General features: G+C 60.6%; 11 protein-coding genes and 1 tRNA gene. 2 read left to right on the top strand and 10 right to left on the bottom strand.

Features of this window, described 5'->3' with window-relative positions:
- Positions 1-3: 3 nt before the first annotated feature.
- The 3 genes from CFE428DRAFT_RS04650 to CFE428DRAFT_RS04640 all read right to left on the bottom strand — a co-directional run bounded on the left by CFE428DRAFT_RS04650 (position 4) and on the right by CFE428DRAFT_RS04640 (position 2,262).
- The gene (locus CFE428DRAFT_RS04650) at positions 4-1,116 is read right to left on the bottom strand and encodes a sugar phosphate isomerase/epimerase family protein (RefSeq protein WP_006978292.1); all 1,113 of its coding nucleotides are present in this window, start codon (positions 1,114-1,116) and stop codon (positions 4-6) included.
- 76 nt (positions 1,117-1,192) lie between these two features.
- Positions 1,193-1,405 (bottom strand): DNA gyrase inhibitor YacG, encoded by a 213-nt coding sequence (locus CFE428DRAFT_RS04645; protein WP_006978291.1) that lies wholly within the window; start codon positions 1,403-1,405, stop codon positions 1,193-1,195.
- 68 nt (positions 1,406-1,473) lie between these two features.
- On the bottom strand, positions 1,474-2,262 hold the full coding sequence (locus CFE428DRAFT_RS04640) for a LamG domain-containing protein (protein WP_006978290.1): 789 nt from the start codon (positions 2,260-2,262) through the stop codon (positions 1,474-1,476).
- Between the two features lie 260 nt (positions 2,263-2,522).
- On the opposite strand from CFE428DRAFT_RS04640, the gene CFE428DRAFT_RS04635 reads away from it, so the two are divergent.
- Positions 2,523-5,435 (top strand): ATP-binding protein, encoded by a 2,913-nt coding sequence (locus tag CFE428DRAFT_RS04635; RefSeq protein WP_049975538.1) that lies wholly within the window; start codon positions 2,523-2,525, stop codon positions 5,433-5,435.
- 71 nt (positions 5,436-5,506) lie between these two features.
- On the opposite strand, the gene CFE428DRAFT_RS38395 is transcribed toward CFE428DRAFT_RS04635, so the two are convergent.
- Positions 5,507-6,346 carry a leucine-rich repeat domain-containing protein gene (locus tag CFE428DRAFT_RS38395; protein ID WP_006978288.1) on the bottom strand — a complete coding sequence of 280 codons (840 nt, stop codon included), beginning with the start codon at positions 6,344-6,346 and terminating at the stop codon, positions 5,507-5,509.
- 174 nt (positions 6,347-6,520) lie between these two features.
- On the opposite strand from CFE428DRAFT_RS38395, the gene CFE428DRAFT_RS04625 reads away from it, so the two are divergent.
- Positions 6,521-6,594 (top strand) — tRNA-Gln (locus CFE428DRAFT_RS04625).
- 146 nt (positions 6,595-6,740) lie between these two features.
- Here the strand turns inward: CFE428DRAFT_RS04625 and CFE428DRAFT_RS04620 are convergent.
- From CFE428DRAFT_RS04620 to CFE428DRAFT_RS04595, 6 genes are read right to left on the bottom strand one after another with little or no spacing between them, the layout of a single operon-like run.
- Positions 6,741-9,755 (bottom strand): hypothetical protein, encoded by a 3,015-nt coding sequence (locus CFE428DRAFT_RS04620; protein WP_006978287.1) that lies wholly within the window; start codon positions 9,753-9,755, stop codon positions 6,741-6,743.
- Entirely contained in the window at positions 9,752-10,723 is a 972-nt protein-coding gene (locus CFE428DRAFT_RS04615; RefSeq protein WP_083804974.1) for a PulJ/GspJ family protein, read from the bottom strand. The genes CFE428DRAFT_RS04620 and CFE428DRAFT_RS04615 overlap by 4 nt, the downstream gene beginning before the upstream one ends.
- On the bottom strand, positions 10,701-11,246 hold the full coding sequence (locus CFE428DRAFT_RS04610) for a type IV pilus modification PilV family protein (protein WP_006978285.1): 546 nt from the start codon (positions 11,244-11,246) through the stop codon (positions 10,701-10,703). The genes CFE428DRAFT_RS04615 and CFE428DRAFT_RS04610 overlap by 23 nt, the downstream gene beginning before the upstream one ends.
- Positions 11,243-11,935 carry a prepilin-type N-terminal cleavage/methylation domain-containing protein gene (locus CFE428DRAFT_RS32960; protein WP_006978284.1) on the bottom strand — a complete coding sequence of 231 codons (693 nt, stop codon included), beginning with the start codon at positions 11,933-11,935 and terminating at the stop codon, positions 11,243-11,245. The genes CFE428DRAFT_RS04610 and CFE428DRAFT_RS32960 overlap by 4 nt, the downstream gene beginning before the upstream one ends.
- Positions 11,932-15,249 (bottom strand): beta strand repeat-containing protein, encoded by a 3,318-nt coding sequence (locus CFE428DRAFT_RS04600; RefSeq protein WP_006978283.1) that lies wholly within the window; start codon positions 15,247-15,249, stop codon positions 11,932-11,934. Before CFE428DRAFT_RS04600 ends, CFE428DRAFT_RS32960 begins: the two co-directional genes overlap by 4 nt.
- Positions 15,233-16,783: an autotransporter-associated beta strand repeat-containing protein gene (locus CFE428DRAFT_RS04595; protein WP_157447417.1), complete on the bottom strand. Its 1,551-nt coding sequence runs from the start codon at positions 16,781-16,783 to the stop codon at positions 15,233-15,235. The genes CFE428DRAFT_RS04600 and CFE428DRAFT_RS04595 overlap by 17 nt, the downstream gene beginning before the upstream one ends.
- Positions 16,784-17,076: the final 293 nt, after the last annotated feature.

The raw sequence follows: 17,076 nt of genomic DNA, 5'->3' as shown, positions 1-17,076 counted from the left end.
TGCTCACGCTTTCAGGCCGAGGCCGATTTTCTCGCGTAGATAGGTGATCGCGCGTTCGAGTTGCGCCTTTTGATATTGCTGCTCGGCGATGATGGAGTCGTCCCCGGGCGGAGCCTTGAAGGGTTCGATGGGATGACCGCGCTTGGCGAGGGCGAGGAAGGCCGCAAAATCCGAGGCACGGGCCTTCGGATACACGTCCCAGAAATCGTGATGCAGATAGGGAAAAGGCCGTGCGAAGCCCGAGATGATCTCCACGGTGAACGGCGTATTCGGGCACAGTTCGCTGAAGCGTTTCGCGTATTCCTGCCAGTCGATGAGGCCGTCTCCGGGAGCGGTCCATTGGACGACCGCGCCGTCGCCGTTTTCCCAGATCATCGAATCGCGCAGGCCGCAGACCAGCGCGTGCGGGCCGAGGAGTTCGAGCGCCTGGCGCGGGTCTTCCACCGTCCAGGTCGAATTGCCGGAATCCATCGTGGCGCCGACATACTCGGGGCCGGCTTCCTCGATGAGCCGGACGAGTTCCCACGCCTGCATATCGCCCGCGTGATTCTCGATGGCGATCTTCACCCCGGCATCCATGGCGCGGCTGCGTTGCGACTTGAGCACCTTCACGGTGTCCTCGATGCGCGCGTCGATGCCGCCTTCGGTTTTGCGATCGTCAGCCTTGCCGAGAATGCAGCGGAAAACCGGCGAGCCGACTGCCTTGGCCACGCGAATGCCGGTGGCGAGATGTTCTTCGGCCGTACCCCATTTGTTGCGAAAGTTTTTCGAAGTAGGGCAAATGCTCCAGCCGCCGGCGTAAATTTCGAGACCCTGGTCGTGCGCCCTTTTTGCCTGGTCGCGCAGGTAGCCGTCCTCGAGGGTCTCGTAAGAATCGAGGTCGGAAATGAAGAGCACGTCGATCTTCAGCGTGGCGGCGTAATCGATCTGGCGCGGCGCCTTCCAGCGGAAGCCGCGGATGGAGAAGTTGTCGAAGCCGAGCTTGAGTTTGCGCGGGGCAGGGGAGGAAGCGGAGTCAGCGGCAGGCATGGGATGGGGAAGCAGATTCACCGCGCTGGCGGCGGCGAGAGTTTGCAGAAAGCGGCGGCGCGGGAGTGATGCGTCGGGGGTGGACATGGTGGAAGGATGGTGGCGTGGGGAAGAGAGGAAATGCAATCACCGAGGTAGCGGGACGCGGCGACGCGCACTGCTATCATTCGGGGCGGTCGAGATCGGCGTCCGGCATGTCCTCGTAGCCGGCGAAATGATCCGGTCGCAAGGGTTCGCTCACCCGGTATTCCTCGCCGAGCCATTTGCCGAGATCGACCATCTTGCAACGATTCGAGCAGAAGGGACCCACCGGCTCCGCGAAGAAGTCGTTTTCTCTCTGGCAGATCGGGCAACGGATGCGGGTGGGCTTGGACATGCGATTCTCAAGGAACCTAGCGCAGGATCATCGGGTAAGCGAGCGGGCGCAGGCTGGCCCGGCGTCGGCTATTTCGGCGGCGGATTGCTGGTGAGCGCCTCCTTGTTTTTCGGCCAATCGGGATTCGGGAGTGCTTCCCACATGCGGAAATGGCGGAAGCTCGCCTCGGTACCGACGCCCAGCATGACGCTGTGTTTATCCACGCCGACCAGTGGACTGCTGAGCGTGAGGCTTTTCCCATCCATCGTGGCGACCAGTTCCTCGCCTTTGATTTCGAGGACCGCCGTGTGCCACTCGCCGAGCTTGACCGGCGCATTCGCGTGCACCGCCGGGAATTTATCGCGCTGCTTCGTCTTTGGGTCGATGCGCGTATCGTCATAGGCCAGCGCATTGAGCCCGCCTGGACCGACGAAGAGCGCGCAGACGTAGTCCTTCGCGTCCGTCGCTTTCACGAAGATGGAGCGGTAGAGGCGGCCATTCGCGGGAGCGTCGTTCAGCCGGAATTCGCACTGGATGATCGCGTCCTTGAACTGAATGCCAAACGAAGCCGTCGCCGGATGATGCGCGTCGGGACTTTCAATGCCGGTGAAGAGGCCATCGGCCACTTGCCACATCCCGCCCTTGCCGGTGGTCGGGCCGGGATTGTAGCGCCAGCCGCCGAAGCCGCTGGCAAAGCCGATGGGCTTGCCGGTCAGCGGCGCGAGTGGCTTGTCGAAGTCTTCCGTAGCCAATGGTTTCCCGCGAATCGTCATCAGCGTCTTGGGGAGTGCATTCTCCGCAGGGCTAGGGGAATCGGCCGCGGGCAAGTTGACCAGTGGCAACAGGAAGAGGAGGGAGACGAGGAGGGGGACTTTCACGTCGATTCAATTCACGGATGTTCGCGATGGTTAGGCAAAATCATTTCGGCTGTTTCGCCGATTCTCCATTTTTGGCCTGTCGTGAAACTCGCGGCGAGCAATTCGACCCGCGTCCGGGAATGGACGTAACAACACGTAGCGGTGCGTAAATGTGCGGGCAAAAGCCGCGGATTTATAGAGTAACGGCCTGATTTCAGCTCTATTTTCGGCGCCGCTCTTCCGCCGCCGTTCGCTCGTTTTCCCCCCTTTTGATTTCGACCATGAACCGTTCTGCAAATCGCTTTGTCCTGGCTGCGATGCTGGCCATCTTTCTGTCCGCCGGCCTCTACCTCTCGTGGAATCCCACCGGGGGCGAGTTCTTCATGCCGCACGCGCATTGTTATCTCTTCAATCACCATCTCATGCTGCTGCATGGCGGTTCGGATTTGGCGATCGGCCTTTCCTATGTGGCCATCTCGGCGGGGTTGATCTGGCTGGTCGTCCGGGCGCGCAAGGAATTGCCGTTTCACTGGATCATGATCGCCTTCGCGATCTTCATCGTGGCTTGCGGGGCGACGCATTTCATGGAGCTCTGGACGCTGACCGCGCCGCACCCGATGTATTGGCTGGCGGGGTGGGTGAAGTTGATCACGGCTGTCGCGTCGGTGACCACGGCCGTGGTGCTGCCGCCGCTCATTCCGCGGGTGCTGGAGATGCTCACCGCCGCGCGCCGGTCGGCGGAGCACGGCGACAAACTGCAGCGCGCTTACGCCGAGCTCAACTTCGCCCATGCACGCGTCAAGCAACTCGATCAACTCAAGACGAACTTCTTCGCCAATGTCAGCCATGAGCTGCGCACCCCGCTGGCCTTGATCTTCGGCCCGATCGAACGACTGCTCGCCGAAATCCGCGACGAAGGCGCCAGGCGGGAGCTGGCCGTAGTGCGGCGCAACGCGTTGTTGCTGCACAAATATGTGAACGACCTGCTCGATGTCTCCAAACTCGAGGTCGGCAAGATGGAGCTGCACTATTCGCGGCTGGACGTGGCCACGATGGCGCGCACCGTCGCCGGGATGTTTGAATCGATGGTGAGCGAGCGGGGAATCGCCGTGGCCGTGAAGGCGACGGGCGAAGCCATGGCGGAAGTGGATGGCGACAAGTTGCAGCGCGTGTTCATGAACCTGCTTTCCAACGCCTTCAAATATGCGCCGGATGGCAGCACGGTGCGGCTGACCCTCACCGGGGACGACGATCATCTCACGCTGACCGTCGAGGATGCGGGCCCGGGTGTGCCGGTGGATTTGCGGAAGGAAATTTTCGAGCGTTTCCAGCAGGGCGATCGCGAGACGCAGCGGCGCTACGGCGGGACCGGTCTGGGGCTTTCGATTGTGAAGGAATTCGTGGAGATGCACAGGGGCTCGATCGTGGCCGGAGAGAGTTCGCTGGGTGGTGCGCTCTTTCGCGTGCAATTGCCGCGTCATGCGCCGAGTGGGACTGAGGTCGGTAGTTCGCCGTGGTCGGAAGCGGATACTGTCATTCAGCGGCTGGCGCATACACCGGTCGTCGAGAGAACCGCGGAAACGCCCAGGTCCGCTGGAATTCAGGATGGTCTGCGTGCGGACATTCTGGTGGTGGAGGATAACCGGGACATGCGCGATTTCATCTGCCGGGTCCTGGAACCCGATGCGGAAACGCGCGCGGTGGAAAATGGTCGCGTCGCGCTCGAAGCAATGACCGAACGAATACCCGACCTGGTGCTCACCGACATGATGATGCCCGAAATGACGGGGGATGAATTGCTGACCGAGTTGCGCAGCAGTGAACGGTTGCGCGATGTGCCGGTGGTCATGCTCACTGCCAAGGCCGATGACGATCTCAAGTTCAACCTCCTCCAGGATGGAGCGCAGGATTATGTGATGAAGCCTTTTTCGGTCGCTGAGTTGCGGGCGCGAGTGCGCAATCAACTGCAGACCAAGCGGGCGCGCGATGTCTTGCAGCGCACCCTCGATACGCGGTCGCAGGATCTCGCGGCGATGGTGAGCGAACTGGCCCGGGCGCGGTCCGTCGCGGAATCGGCAAACTCGGCCAAGGACAGCTTCCTCGCCGTCCTGAGCCACGAATTGCGGACACCGCTCACGCCGGCGTTGGCGGCCACTTCCGCTCTGATCAGCGCGCCGCCGAGCGATCCGGAGGTGCTGCGGGAATTCCTGGCGGTCATTCGTCGGAACATCGAACTCGAGGCCCGCCTCGTCGACGACCTGCTCGACGTGACCCGCATCAACCGTGACAAGCTGCGCATCCAACCAACGACGGTGGACCTTCATTCGATCCTGCGCGATGCATTGAGCATGGCCGCGCCGGTCCTGCGCGAAAAGGAAATCGCCACGGTGGCCGATTTAATGGCCGAAGGTCCGGCCATTCACGGCGATGCAGCGCGCCTCGCCCAGGTCTTTTCCAATCTCCTGACCAACGCGGCCAAATTCACGCCGGAGAGCGGCCAGGTGACCCTTCGCAGTGAGGTCGTCGGATCGATGGTGCGCGTGATGGTGAAGGACACGGGCATCGGCATTTCTGGAGAGGTGCTGCCGCACATTTTCGAACCCTTCCGGCAAGGAGAGGCGGCCAAAGCGCGGCGCTTTGGCGGACTCGGTCTCGGCTTGAGCATCGCCAAGGGATTGGTCGAAGCGCATGGCGGGACGATCCGGGCGTACAGCGATGGGCCCGGTCAGGGCGCGGTCTTCACGGTCGAGTTGCCCGTGCTGTCACCGGATGCGGTGCATGCCGAGGCGACGCCTTCCACGAGCAATCCTGCGGCGATGGTGCGAACGCTGCATGTCCTACTCGTCGAGGATCACGAAGATACGCGTCGCATCCTGACACGCCTGATTTCGTTCTGGGGCCACACTCTCACCGTCGCCATCAGCGTGGCCGAAGCGTGCCAGGCTCTGGACGCGGAGAAATTCGATCTTGTGCTGAGTGATATCGGCTTGCCCGACGGTTCCGGTTTCGACGTCGTCGCCAAACTGCGCAAGATCTCGACCATTCCAGCCGTGGCGATGAGCGGCTATGGAATGGAGAGCGATCTCGCTCGCACGCAGGCGGCCGGGTTTAACGAACACCTCGTCAAACCCGTCTCCGCGGAAGCGCTGAGAGAAGTGCTGGCGCGACTGGGCAGCCAAGGGGAATCGGTGTGAACATAGAGTGGAAGCGGCATCCTGCCGCTGATCCATGTTCGCCAAACGGCAGGAGCCGCTTCCACTCTGTTCTACTTCGCTGCGTCGGGTTTCTTCTCGTCCGGTTTGGGGGCGGCGTCCGGCTTCGGCGTTGCGGGAGTCGATGGCGTCGCAGAAGAAGGCTTTGCCTCCGGAGTTTTGGGAGGAGTTGTGGCGTCTGGTTTCTTTTCCTCCGGCTTGGGAGCCGGCGCGGCGGGCTTTTCCGGTGCAGGTTTCGGGGCAGTTGCCGCGGGCTTCTCGGCTGCAGGCTTCGGCGCTGGAGTGGCGGCCGGTGGGGGCGGCGGCAGTTCCGCACCGCGATTGACCTTCACCTCGGGCAACGCCTTCTTGAGCGTTTCCACGCCGGCGTCGGTTACTTTCGTCTCGGCGAGGTACAGCCGATGAAGATTCTTGAGATGAGCCAGGTGCGTCAGGCCGGCATCGGTGATCCCAGTCGAGAAGAGGTTGAGCGAATTGAGCTTGTCCAGTTTCTCCACTGCCGCCAGGCCGTCGTCGGTCACATTGCTCTGCGCGAGGCTCAACGTCGTCAGGTTCTTGAGACTTTCGATGTTGGCGAGATCGGCGGCCGTGAATTGTTTACCGGCGAGATTCAGCTCCACGATGCTCGGGATGGACTTGAGCTGCCCGTACAGAGCGGAGTCCGGCTTGTCCACACCGCGGAAATTGACGTAGCGCCAGTTGACGCCGTTGGCGATCTGGTCCGCGCGGGCGCCATGCTTGGCCAGTTCGTCGATCGCCTTGGTCTCCTCGGGAGTCGGTGTCGGTCCCGGGTCGGCCTTGTCATCCGCCGCTCGCAGGTCCATGCGGCCCAAGCTGAGGGAACAGGCGATCGTGAGAGAAAGAGTCAGGAGGAGACGGCTCGGTAGTTTCATCGTGGGAGAGGGGATAATTGCGAGTTGGCATGAAGAATAACCACCGAATCCGCCAGATTGAAGGCGCTATTCTGCGCGGCGTGGGCCGGCGACACGTTGGAGAATGCGTATTCTCGCAAAAAGTGATTTACAACGCGGCGTGGTTACATACCTTCCCCGTCCCCACGCGCACATTGCCTCATAGTGTAATGGTAGCACAAGTGACTCTGAATCACTTTGTCTAGGTTCGAATCCTAGTGAGGCAGCCAGTGTGGGAAGGGTCGCAAAGTGGCAACCGGACAAAACCGGACAAAATGAGCTCCCAGGACTGGGAGATCGAAGTCTCGCCCCTATGTCGCGACGGTAGCCCCGGGCGTGCCTTGGTGAAAGATCTCGTCCGGAAAGTGACTTCCGCTTACGGCGTCAGATCGCGGAAGTAGAGCGTCCGCAGGCCGATGCTGTCGTCACTCAAGGTCGCCGTGCCTTTATTGATTTGATAGCGCTCGATCATGGCTTGCTGGCGTTGCTCGGCGGTGACGACCAATTTGCCGGCGGGCGTTTGCTTGAGGGCCTGGCCGACGGTGTAGATGGAGAAGACATTGCCACGGGCGGTGATGAGGTTGCCGATTTCCCGGATGAGTTCTTCGCTTTCCTCGCCGCCGTCCGCGACACCTGCGATTTCACAGATTTCGCCGGGAGACTCGTAAACGTTCAGAGGAGTAGTGCTTGGGGGAACGAGTGGGGGTGGGAGGGGATAAAGCTTGCCGGGGGGAAGGGAGGAGGATTCCGGTGGCGCGGCTTGGGGGCCGGCCAGGTTGTGGTTGTAGATGTTTTTCGCAATCTGTTGGGCAGTGGCCAGGGAGATCGGGGTAGTCGCGGTCGTGGTGCTCAGCGCGCCGGAAATGACGGCGGTCAGAGGATCGGTGCGCTGGATGTCGAAGGGGTCCGGTTTGGCGTTGACGTTGACGCGGCCGCCCGCGGAATTGCTATGGGGAGTGAAGATTCCCGAGGCGAGGATGGGGACAGGGGCGGGAACGGTGAAAAGATCCATGAATGCCCAGTCTGGAACGGTAGAGGTGTTCTGCTTGCTCGGTTGGAGGTGCAGGGAGCGAAACGGGATGCCCGGCGTAGGGGCACTATTGCTGCCTTCGATGCCCGCATGGATTAAGCCGAGTTCTCCGGCGGAACGAACTCGTCCAGTGGCCGGATTGCTCGTAGAATAGGGAGGAGGCATGCGCATGCTCGCCGAGGTGACTTTTCCATTCGTATCGACGTCCTGGGAAACGGTGATGGCTTTGCCGTTGATTGCAGTAAGGGGAGAGGCACCCAGCGAACTGAGCATGGCTTGGTCTGGAGCCTCGAAGGAGTTTTTCGTATCTTTAATCCAATCCTTCGTTACTCCATTGACTCGCGGGTCCACGGTTTCGAAAGAAGTGACATCCATCTCCGCGCCCGCGCCTGGATCCAGCGTAAAATTCAATGGCGTGGCGAGCGGAGCGACGTCAATACGAGGACCGTCTGCGCGATCAACTGTAATGGCCGCGCGCAAGGTGACATTCGGATACTTGTCGCGAGGCTGGGTGCGCCAGACTTCCATGGCGAAGATGCGGTATTGGCCTGGCCCCATCACGCCATTATTTTTCGTTGCTGTCGTTTGTGCTTCCCAGAGAAAAGCTTGGGAACTGGCCGGGTTTTTCGGGATGACGATTTTCGCTTCATTCAAGGCGGCGGTTTTGCCGTCTGCCCTATAATAGAGGGGGGCTTTGCCTGCAGGATCGGTCGGATCTTTCTTGTTCATTTCGTCGAAATACAACCGCCATCCTACGTTTGAGCCATCGGTATTGGACAAATCGAGGCTATTGAGACCGTAATTGGGAGGAAGATATACTTCCACCAGCGCAACACTCCGATATCTACCCACATTGCTTCCGGAGGTCTCAGGAGTGGGCGAAACCCACATGCTCATCTCGGTAATGTGAAGCTGCCGGGTCAGGCCCTTGAACGTGTCATCCGTGCCTTGAATGCTCTGGTTGACGAAGTCGGGTGTGAAGACATTCCCGATCCATTTAGCCCGGATCGGCTGTGCAACCATCAGCTTGCTTTCCGCGGAGCGGACGTAATCGATGATATTGAGCGCGAGTTGGGCCAGTCGCTGATTACGCTGAGCCGTGGGATAAAGGGCGTAGTATTTCTCCTGGATGGAATGGGCGCCGTCCACCATGGGCCAGTCCGTGCGTTCGAGGTAATTTGTGATCAAGGTGTTGACCACGGTATTCAGCTTGGTGGCATCGACGTTGCCATTGGATCCCCCCGGTGCAGAAGCGCTGACAACGCCGGTAATGCCCGGGTCGATGTAAGCCATGCTATTGCTCGGATTCTTGAGGATATCAAGAAACGGCCGAGTCAAGGGTTTGCCGCCAACCATGATGACGCTCCCGGCGGCGTCCCGCACGACGGCGTTGCTCAACTGCGTGGTGAGCATCATGCGCGGTTGGCCGTAGTAAGTGGTATCCGGATCGCTATTGTAATGAGTTAGGGTGAATTTATTGAGATCGAGCACCTGTCGAGTGGTGGGGTCGGCTTGCAGCCGCGCATCGAAGGGGCTGTTAAAGAAGCGGTTGATCGTGGTATAGTTATTCGTGGTGATGAACCCGTGCACGGCATTGGCGATGGCGGGGGTGAATTGCGGCAGTGCCGGCAAGTCTATCTTGGTAGGATCGCCCGGTGGGTTGGCGTTCACGGCGGGATCCCGCATCCAGGCGAGGTTGTAGTTGACCTTCGAACTCTCATCATCGGCCCAATAGGCAAAGCGGCCGACAATCGGGTTCGTGGTGTTTGTGGTATTCAAACTGCCGGTGTCCGTATCGTAAGTTCCATCTTTGCGGACATAGATCCAGGCGACCTGCATTTTCACTGCCGCATTGGTCTTGGGATCGATTTGGTCGTTGAGCAAGTGCGTCGGCGGACTTTGGTCGACGAGCAATTCCGTATTCAAGTCCGGCGCACGGAAGACCAGATCGTTGGTGGAGTAGAGTGGGTTCCCAGCGGAGTCGACCGCCGCTCCGGAGGAGAGGGGGATGTTTGTAGTCAGACGTGTGCGATTGGTTGCGCCAATCAGCTTGGTGGTGGGTACCACGAGCATGCCGGGGCTGCTGACCCAGTTGCGGGGAATGGAAGTGGAGACGCTCGGATCGACCGGTGGGTCGCAGATATTCTGCTGCAAGACCGACTTCACCCTTTCGATCCCTTCGCCGGCCAGAGTTTGCGCGCGCATGCGCTCAAAATGGCTCCCGGCAGCGACGCGGTCCACGCGCACCGTGCTGAGAAAGCCGACGACGACGACCGAAACCAGGACGAGGAAAAAGAGGGTGATGATGAGGGCGACGCCCGTGTCGCGCGCCCGCGGAGAAGGGGAGAGATGAGACTTCATTGGGCGTTGGTCAGCAGGACTTCGGTGGAATAAATCCGCAGCCCCGGCAGCAACGCTTTGAGGGGTGTGCTTCCGAGGGCCTGTGTGCGGTAAGCTTCGAGGAATTGTTCGGCGTCGCGGATCGAGTTGGTACTGGTCAGCGTGCGAATGGCCGGACCTGCCGCGGCCAGACGAGGGGCGTAATGTGAATCCACCTGGACGATCGAGACTTCGATTTTGGCGGGGAGATAACGCGTCTCCTGCCACGTCTGGGGGTTGCCGTTGGCGTCGGGTTGCTGCATTTTGCAGCTGTAGCCGACGCGTGAATCGAAACTCCGCGGCAACTCCGTGCCGTCGAGTCCGTAACAGCGGATCCAAAGGCCCACCACATTTTCTCCGAAGACTCCCCGGTATCCGGTCGCTGCTGTGGCCGGAGCCACGTCATCGATGACCGGAGGACTGAGCCAGCGGTTCTTATCCGGATCAAAGATCAGATAGTCCGGATTGACTCCCAGGGAGCCATCCGAGGCCCTGACCGAAGGGTTGACGAAAAAACGGCAAAGGGTGGGAACCGAATTTCCTTTGCCATCATCCTGCCACTTCACGAAATAGCCGATTTCAGCAATGTCCCCATAGGTTGATTCCGTGGCCAGTGGAGCCTGCCAGAAGACGCAATCGGAATTCTGGTAGGCCGCTGGTACCTGAGTATTCGAAGGGTCGACAAGGAATTGCAAATTGCCAGTCGTGGAACCGCTGACCGTCTGCACGGGTAACATCGCCGCCTTGAGTTCGTTGCCGATAAAATCGGTGAGCGCGCGAACATTGCGGCGTCGCTCAACGTTGCCGCTACCCACGATCCAGGCCCGGCTCGCGGAGCTGAAAATGCTGCTGAACATCAAGACAAGGATGGATAGCACCGAGGCGGCGACCATCAACTCGACGAGAGTGAAGGCACGTAACCGCGAGCTAGTGGCGGGCAATGGTAACATGCAGTGTCTTTTTGGCTATCTTACTGGATTGCTTGTTCCCGACGGGGTTATTATTGAGTGCCTCATCGCCGACGGTTGCCGGCCAGTAAAAGTCGAGCTGCACCTTCATCAGGTTGTAATAGCCCGTAAGCAGATTTTGGGAGGTGGAATCGGGTATCTTCCGGACCACGCATTTGTAGACAAAATCCGGATTGCTCGCGACGCTGCTCGCGGGGATGGGCGAACCTTCATTGGTGAAATAGTAGAGGGTATCGTCAATCTGGGTGGTCATCGACGGCGCGGCGCTCCAATTCTGGGTGGGATCTCGAAACCAAAGCGCGTCGAAGGGCACGGTGTGCAATTCGTTCAGGACGTAGTCGGACATGGCGACGACCGTGGTGTCACGTCCGGCGTCGCCATCCGCATCCGTGGCGGCATTCAGCAGACCGAGGATGGAAACGAGTCCGATGGTGGCGATACCGAGAGCGAGCACGACTTCGACCAGGGTGAAACCACGGGTGAGGGAAGAGCGGAGCGATTTCATGGCCGGTTGATTTTCGTGGTGCCAGTCATCCCCAGGATCGCGATATCATAAAAGTTGGCCGCGATGCCGCCGCTGTGGTGATTGGTGTAGACGACCCGGTTTCCCTGGAAGAAGCCCTCGACCAATCGCAACTGCGCGGGTTGCTCGGGATTTTGCAGCGAGCCATTGGACAGGAAAATGCGGGCGGCGTAACCGGCGCCATCGAGCACTTGCTGACCCCGATATTTCACCGGTGGATTGACCGTTCCCGAAATGCGGGAGAGGAAGGGGAAGGGCTGCGGTGAATGGGTGAGAAAGCTGCAGTTTACCGGGTCGTTGCAGTCGATCACGATTCCGGTCGGCAGGATTTCCCACTCCCGGATCTGACTCCAGCCGGTCACCGGATCGAACTCCAGGACGGTCAGCGCCCGATAACTGTTGTCGACGTCCTGGACGGTTTGGGTGGGCTGCTGTCCCAGAACCACCAGGGCGGTCATGGTGTTTTTGGTCATCGCTTCCTCACGGGCATAATTGACCAGGTCGACGACGGTGTTGCCGCCGGTAGTGAGCCCCGAAGAGCGCCCGATGCCATTGACCGCGGGGACGACGAGGCCGAGGAGAATGCCAATGATCATGATGACAACGAGCAACTCGACCAACGAAAAGCCGGCGGCGAAGCCGCGGCGATGCGGTGAGCAAAGCTGTTTCATGCGACAGCGGTAAGGTGGGGACGGCTGCGCCGGCGGAGGCGAGTGAGGCCCAGGGTAAAGCCGAGCGCTGCCGTCAAGGTAAGCAAGGAACTGGGTTCCGGTACGGCAAGAATCGTCACGTCATTGCCATCTGCGCCGCCATCGTAGCTGATAATGAAGTTCTGGCTGAAGGCGCCGGAGGTCACGTTGAACGTCGCACCGTCGTTGAGTGGCGTGCCATTGGCGGCAAAACGTCCGCCGGAATCATAGCCGGTGAGCGGACTGGCGCCATCGATGAGCGTGAAGAGCGTGCCATCCACGGGATCGTTCGTAAGGGTGAGCGCCAGGGTGATGGTGCCCGAGAGGCTGGCGTTGCCGGTCAAGGAGATCGTCGTCGCGGTGAGCGAGCCGACTTCGAGGCTCAGCTTCGAGGAATCCGACAAGCCGAGCGTGCCCGCTGTCACGGTGCCCGCGCCGGTCAACTTGAGTTCCGCTCCGGAACTGACATTCACCGCGCTGCTGCCACTGATGGAACCGCTAACCAATAAAGTGCCGGCCTTGACAAAAGTCTGCCCGGTGTAGGTATTGGCGCCGGAGAGGTTGAGAATGCCCTGGCCGGTCTTGCTCAGGCTGCCGCCGGTGCCGGTGATGGCGCCGCTGATCTTGCCACCGACGCCGGTGATGTTCGGGCTTTGCACCTCCACGGTTTGATTGCCGCCATTGAGATTGAGCGGGTTCTGGAAATCGACCGTCGCATTCGCATAGGGCGAACCGAGGATGAGTTTGTTGCCCGAGGCGAGAAAGCCGCCGCTGCCCCAAGTGAGAGCGGCGCCGGCCCCGCCGAGATTGACCGCGCGATCCGCGCCGAAGGCGCTGAAGCCACCTCCGCCTGCGAGGAAAGTGACCAAGTTGTTTCCAGAGCCAACGGCGCGGGTGAAATCGCTGGAGGTCAACTCGAGGATACCGTTGTTTCCGAGGTTTAAAACGCCGGTGCCGTTGCCATTCGGCACGCTATTGTTCGAAGTCATGCCGGTCCCATCCAGGCGCAGGGTGAGACCCAGGAGCCAATTGGCGCCGGCATTGCCCGCTGCCCCGGTCCAATCGATCAGGCCGGTTCCCATGAAGAAGGTTTGCGGACCGGTCACCGGCGCATTGAGCGTCAGCTTGCCGGTGCCGTATTGATAGATGAAAACCCCGTTGAGTCCGGTTAAGCCGCCACCCGTGCCGGTATTGGTGATGGTGAAGTCATTGCTGCCATCCATCAGGAAGCCGAGCAGATTGAAGGAGAGCGTCTTGCCGTTCAGGTCCAGTGTGCCGCCGGCTGCGGTGGTATCGATGCGCAATGTACCGACCGTTTCGCTTGCGCTCAACGCAAGCGTATTGCCGTTGGCTGGCAGAATGTAGTTGGCCGCACTACTGGAGCCCGAAGCAGGGAGAGAGGTGGTTGCCTTCAGGCTCGTTATCGTATTACCCGCTCCCGGTGCGGCGAAGTCATAGCGCCCGCTGCTGTCTTTTACGGTCACCGCGGCGTTGCCACCGCCGGCGGCGCCGGTGATCACACCATTGACGCCACCCGCGGCGGTGGTGAAGGCCAGCGAGCTGCCCGGCGCGGACAGGTCGATGAGCAAGGCCGTGCCGGATCCACGAGTGAACGAGGCCATGGTCAGTGCGGTATTGGCATCGACGGTGAGCGTGTCCAGACCCGAGTTAGCCGTGGTTTGCAATACTCCCAAGGTGATTGCCTTGGGGCTGCTGCCGCCGAGTACTTCGAGGCCGCCGCCGCTGAGGTTGACTGCGTCGGTCGTGGGCAGGACCGTCGCGCCTCCACTGTAGTCGAGCACGAGGCGTCCCGAGTTGATCGTAGTCGTGCCGGTATAGGTATTGGTTCCGCTCAGGACCACGGTATTGCTGCTCGACTTGACCAGGCCGGCGGTAGCCGTCGCATCTGTGAGATTTACGCTGATGCTGCCATCCTGCACGGAGAAAGCCGAGGTGGAGGTGCTCGAACTGGTGAGCGTGCCGGTGCCGGTAATCGCCCCGCTGCGCAAGGTGACGGCGCCGACGGTGTCGTTGAACGCACCCATGGCGAGCACGCCGCCATCGAGCGTGAGAGCGCCGGAGTCGGCAAAGGTATCGCTGCCGGTCATGGCGATGGTGCCGCCGGACATGGTCGTGCCTCCCGTGTAAGTGTTGCCGGTCGCGAGGGTGAGCGTGCCCGTGTCGTCTTTGGTCAGGGAGCCGGTGCCTGTGGCGATCGGCTGCGTGACCACGATATCGCCTGTGCCGCCGAAGGTGAGTCCGAAAGCACCGGAGATTCCCGTCGTGCTGTTCAAGGTGAGGGTGCCGGAGTCGGAATTGATCCGCGCGGCACTTCCCAAGGTAATTTTGCCGGCGTAGCTATTGTTTCCTACGCTGTGTAAGGCGCCGATGTTATTGGCTCCCGTTCCATTGAGGCCGAGTGCCTCCGCGCCGACAATAAGGTTATTGGTGAGCTCGAGCGTGCCGCCGGAGTTGACCGTCGTGCCCGACCCCGTGCCGCCCAAGGCGCCCGCATTGGTGATGCGGAGAATGCCGCCAGTGATTGTCGTGCTGCCAGTATACGGATTGGAGACGGAGAGAACGAGGGTGCCACTATCCGTTTTCACGATCCCGGCACCTGAGATCCCGATCTGGCTGTTGACGAAAATGGTGCCCGCGCCGCCGAAGGTGACATTTTGGGCCGGAGTCAGGTTTTCGGAAATGACGCTGGTCGTCGGGGAGGTGTGGAAGAGGGTGAGTGTGCTCCCGGCGTCGGCAGTGATGCTGGTTGCTCCGGTGACCGTGATGACGCCATTGTAAGTATTGTCGCCGCTCATGCTGCGCAAAGCGCCCAAGTTGCCCACGCCGGTACCCGTAAGGGAGATGTTTCTCGAGAGGGTGATGCCGTTGCCCAAGGCAAGCGCCCCCCCAGGGCCGACGCTGATCGCAGTGCTGCCGGTCCCCAGTCCCGAGGCGTTTTCGATCTCGAGCAAGCCGGAGGAAATGGTGGTGGTGCCGGTATAGGTATTGGCGACAGTGAGAATGGTGGTGCCAAGGCCGTTTACCACGACGTTCACCGCGCCGACGGAATTGTTGGCGATGACCGAGTTGATGGTGATGGTGTTCAGCGAATCGAAATTCGACAGAAACAGCTCGGCATTTGCCGCGGTACCCGCGGTGAGCGTGCCGGCATTTCCCGGCGCGCCGATGGTCAGGCTGCGAGAGCCGGTGATGAGCTGGATGCCGCCTGTCTGACCGAGCGCGAGCGTATTGCCGGCGCCGACGGTGACCACGCGGTCGTTATTGACGGCTTCCATGGTGATCGTGTTGAGCGTGGTCGTACCCGAGCCTTGGGGTCACTGGGCCGCTGGAGAGGTTGGTGATCGCGAGATTGGAGTTTGCGCTGTAACCGGGCAGAGCGCCGATATTGGTGCCGGTGGTGTACAACAGATCGCCGCCGAAAAAGGTGAGCGTCCCAGTATCGTCGCTGCCCGCCCAGGCCATCTGATTCGTGGGATCGGTGTAGGTGGCCCAGGTGCCGAGCAGGGTGCCGACATTGGTGGTGGTGGTAACAGCGCCTGAAGAAGCGGCCGTGATGGCGAGCGTCGTCCCCACGCCGGTGCGGGTGATGCTTCCGAGGGAAACATTAATCGCATTGCCACTGGAGGTGAAAGTCAGGGCGGTCGGACCGCTGACCGTGAGGCTGCTGAAGCTTTGCGAGTTGTCGAAATCCGTCGAGCCCTGGATCGCGAGCGTCGCCGTGGACGAAGTGTTGGCGCGCGTAGGATTGCCGGTCAGAACCAAAGCGCCGGGCGTGACGCCGTTGTAGAGTAGGTTGTCGGTAGTGGAGTCCTTGACGTTCAGGAAATCGAGCAGGATGCTGCCGGGGTCGATACCGCTGCCGGCCGGGGCGATGATCGTCGAGCCGGAATAAGTGCTGGCGCCCTGCAGGATAAGCTGGCCCAAGCCCGTCTTGGTGAAGGACCACGAGCCGCCCTGTTCGCCAATGCCTTTCTGGAACGTGACATTCGCCGCAGTGGGCGTGGCGCTTTGGAAATTCAGCACGGTGTTGCCGGCCAGGGTCACGTTGCCGGAGAGCGTCATGTTCGATTCAAACCGAATCGCGCCGCGCGAATTGGTGGTCGGACTGCCCGGGCCGGCGACCACATAGTTGGAGGTATAGGTGGTGTTGGCGCCCTGCACCTGCAGGTTCAATGTGTCGCCCGACTGCACGACGACAGTATCCAGAGTGTTCAGGTCTCCCGTTCCCGTCGAGCGGACGAAAAGCGAGCCGTGGCCGTTGTTGGCGATCGTCAGGGTTCCAGTCCACTGGTTAGTTCCGGTGAGGGAAAGGAACTGCTCCGCGGTCCCGCCGCTCTTTTGAATAGTCACATCCGACCCGGTCAGCGTGGTGCCGATGGTAAGGAGAGATGAGGACGAAGAGGTGCCGTCCGCGATGTTGATCGTCCCGTTGGCGCCGAGATCGATGGTCCCGGTGCCCACGAGATTGTAGGCTGCGTTCGAAGTGCTGATCGTCCCCGGGATAGCGGCGAAATTCAGCCCTGCGACGTGGAACGTGCCGGAGACCGTGACCTGGCGAGTCGCGGCCGCCGTTCCCGCGCCGAATTGGGCGAAGACCGGATTAGCGATGGTGGAATCCGTCCAGGCCTGATCGCCAGGGATGGCGCTATTCCACCAATTCGCGGTGGTGCTGTCCCAAGTGCCGTTGCCGTCCTGCGGACCATCAGTGGGATTGGAGGTCGATGCGTCCCAGACGAGGGTCACGGCAGCGTGCGCCGCCCAATTACCAGCGGCCAAAATTCCCGCCACCACGCAACCGTAGAGGGGCAATCGAGAGCACAATTTTTTGGCTTTGGTGGTGCGGGACGAAAGTTTGGGAGGGAGTGCTGTGCGCGGCATCGTGAAAAACCAGAATGAGGGTCATGGGAGTAACGCCATGCACTCAGTTTCACGCATCCGAATTGGGACGAGTTACCGCCAATTTGGGACGAGTTTTTATCGACCTTTACCTCGTCCCGGAAATGAGTGGATTCGTCCCGAATCTCTGGATAATTTCGCGACAGATCACTGGCGATTTTCGCTGCAAAAACTTGGGGAAAAACACCGAGAGTGATACTAATTTT

Origin of the sequence: Chthoniobacter flavus Ellin428 (assembly GCF_000173075.1) — a bacterium.
In the GTDB taxonomy this organism is placed as follows: domain Bacteria; phylum Verrucomicrobiota; class Verrucomicrobiia; order Chthoniobacterales; family Chthoniobacteraceae; genus Chthoniobacter; species Chthoniobacter flavus.
The sequence above is the reverse complement of the archived record's forward strand: the minus strand, read 5'-3'. Positions and strand labels throughout refer to the sequence as shown.